The 2,883-nt window shown below is 69.0% G+C and carries 3 protein-coding genes and 1 pseudogene; 2 read left to right on the plus strand and 2 right to left on the minus strand.

The genetic code is table 11. From position 1 onward, the window contains the following. Window positions 1-894: pseudogene (locus HUX53_RS31035) on the minus strand (cytochrome P450); the annotation flags it as partial. A gap of 6 nt (window positions 895-900) precedes the next feature. Between HUX53_RS31035 and HUX53_RS31040 the strand changes: the two are divergent. Then, window positions 901-1,299, plus strand: a complete 399-nt coding sequence (locus HUX53_RS31040; RefSeq protein ID WP_176406770.1) for a PaaI family thioesterase — start codon at window positions 901-903, stop codon at window positions 1,297-1,299. Between the two features lies 1 nt (window position 1,300). Beyond that, on the plus strand, window positions 1,301-1,984 hold the full coding sequence (locus HUX53_RS31045; protein ID WP_176406771.1) for a dienelactone hydrolase family protein: 684 nt from the start codon (window positions 1,301-1,303) through the stop codon (window positions 1,982-1,984). A gap of 11 nt (window positions 1,985-1,995) precedes the next feature. On the opposite strand, the gene HUX53_RS31050 is transcribed toward HUX53_RS31045, so the two are convergent. Then, on the minus strand, window positions 1,996-2,883 hold an 888-nt coding region (locus HUX53_RS31050; protein WP_176406772.1), incomplete at its 5' end, for a helix-turn-helix transcriptional regulator.

Here is a 2,883-nt window from a genome sequence, read left to right on the forward strand (position 1 = left end):
ATGTGGATAAGAGTCGTGGGAGAGGAGGGTGAGGAGGCCGCCGGGGATGCCGTTGCGGAGGGTCTCGTTTCCCGCCACGGCGAAGAGGAAGAACATGTTCTCGAACTCGTGGGTGGTGAGGCCGCCCTCCAGCATGCGGGACATGATGTCGTCCGACGGGTTCGCGCGTTTTTCCGCGGCCAGTGCGTGGGCGTAGGCGAACATGTCGGCGAGCGCCGTGTAGGAGCGGGGGTTGATGGGGCGGCCGCCCGGGTGGGTGGACGTTGTGGGGCGGTAGGCCATCGCCTTCTGGGCCATGGGCGTCATGGACGCGGGGTCGGCGGTGGAGAGGCTGGCGTATTCGTCGTCCTGGTAGCCGATGACGCGGGACGCCCAGTCGTAGAGGAGGCGGCGGTCGGAGTCGGGGACGCCCATGATGTGGGCGAGCGTCCAGACGGGGAGGTCCGCGGCCAGTTCGACGAAGTCGGTCTCTTCGCCGAGGGCGGAGGTGACGAGGGTGCGGGCCCGGTGCTCGATCGTCTCCTCCAGGGTGCGGACGGCGCGGGGCGTGAAGGCGGCGGCGACGATGCGGCGGAGGCGTGAGTGGTCGGGCGGGTCCTGGTTGAGCATCATCGCGCGGACGAACGCGAGGTCCTCGGGCGTGTCGGGGTCGCGGATCTGGGTGGCGCCGAGGTTGGACGAGAAGAGGTCCGGGGAGCGCAGGACGTGCTTGACGTCGGCGTGCCGGAAGACCGCCCAGTACCCGGGGCCGGCTGGCCACGGGCCGACGGCGGGTTCGGACACCCGGGTGACCGGGGTCTCGGCGCGGAGCCTCGCGAAGGTGTCGTAGGGCACCCCGGCGGCGTAGGTGGCGGGCAGGAAGATCTCCTCGTGCATGCCATCAGCGTGCATCATGTCGGGATGACGTTGAAGCCCGATGAGATCCTGCGTGACAATTTCGCGCCGTGGGTGCTGGACCTCGGCCTGGTCGTCGAGGAGGTGGGGGACGGGACGGCGGTGCTGCGGCTGCCGTGGTCCGACCGGCTGGCGCGGGAGGGCGGCGCCCTGTCGGGGCAGGCGCTGATGGCGGCGGCCGACACGGCTGTTGTGCTGGCGGTTTCGGGCGCGAAGGGCGGGTTCGTCCCGATGACGACCGTGCAGCTCAACACGACGTTCCAGCGGCCCGTGATGGGACGGGACGTGCTCGTGCGCGTTGAGCTGAGCAAGCTGGGACGGACGATGGCGTTCGCGGAGATCGATATGACGGTCGATTCGGTGACTGTGGCCCATGCGAGTGCGGTTTACGCCATCATCGGGTGACATGGTGCATGTTGAGAGGGTTGTGGTTCCGGACGGTGAGTTCGACCTGCGGGTGTGGGGAGAACGCGGGCCGGGGGTCCTGCTCGTCCAGGAGATCTTCGGGGTGGGCGAGTACATGGAGGCGGTCGCCGAAGACCTGATAGCGCTCGGCTACGTGGTTGCGGCGCCCGACATGTTCTGGCGAATCCAGCCGAACTGGACGACGAAGCACAACGAAGAGGCTCTCCCCAAGGGGATGTCGATGGTCTCCCAGTTCGACTGGGAGAAGGGCGTACAGGACGCGAAGGCCGCGCTGGACGTTCTCAAGGGTCTGCCAGAGGTAGACAAGGTCGGTGTCCTCGGGTTCTGCTTCGGCGGGACGCTCGCTTACCTGCTCGCCGCCAACGCCGAGGTCGATTCCCTGGTGTCGTTCTACGGGTCTGGCGTGCCCGGGGCGTTGGACCAGCTCGACGCCATCCAAGCCCCTGCACAGTTCCACTTCGCTGGCTCCGACGCGTTCATCCCCAGGGAGGACGTCGCCCGAGTGGAGCAGGCCGTGGACGGACGGCAGAACGTAGAAATCCACGTCCAGGAAGACGGCGGCCACGCGTTCCACAACCGCAAGGCGCCGATGTTCTACCAGCCGGAGCCCGCCGAACGAGCGTGGCGGCTCACGGAAGACTTCCTCCACCGAACCCTGTCATAGCGCCATCGTGGTCAAGCGGGCTCCAGGGTTAGGCGGGATAGTTCCTTGCGGGACGAGATGCCGAGCTTGGGGTACGCCTTGTACAGGTGGTATTCGACTGTGCGTGGGCTCAGGAAGAGTTGGGCGGCTATCTCTCGGCTGCTTGTGCCCGCGGCCGCTAGGCGGACGACTTGAAGTTCCTGTGGAGTGAGACGGTCGACGAGGTCCGGAGCGGTCGGTGTAGACGAGCCGGACTCGCCCGTGGCACGTAGTTCGGCGCGCGCGCGGTCCAGCCAGGGGGTGGCGCGTAGGCGTTCGAAGGTGGTCGCCGCTGAACGGAGAGGGACGCGTGCGTCCGAGCGGCGGCGGGCACGGCGCAGGTGTTCGCCGTAGAGAAGTTCTGTCCGCGCCCGCTCGAAGGGACGCGATGACTGTTCGTGTAGGCGCAACGCCTCGGTGAACGGTTCCTCGCGTTCGTTCAGTAGGGCCTCGCAGCGCAGGGACACGGCCAGTGCCCAGGGCTGCTTACCTGCCTCGGCCCAGATGCGGAACCGGGTGAACGCCGCGCGCGCTTGCGCGGCGTCACCTGCGCGTAGGGCGGCCTCCACCTGGTCTGCGGCGGATAGGACGTCGCCATGCGGGTCGTGCGCCAGGCGGCGCAACGCGTCGTCGTACCGGCCGAGACCGAGGTCGAGGAGGGCGAACGCGCCGTCGGCCAGGTCCGGAGGCGCGGAGGCCGTCAGTTCGCGGAGCCGGGGCTCGTCGCCCTCGATCGCCGCGACGCGGGCGAGGACGGCGCCGAGCCGTCCCTCGCGGTGCGGGCGGCCGGTGTCGCGGGCCAGCGCGATCGCCTCCGCGACGGTGGCCGCCGCGTCCGCGTGCCGTCCCGCCGCGATCTGCGTCTGCGCCTGGACCACTGC

It is taken from the genome of Actinomadura sp. BRA 177, from assembly GCF_013372625.1.
Taxonomy (GTDB): Bacteria; Actinomycetota; Actinomycetes; order Streptosporangiales; family Streptosporangiaceae; genus Spirillospora.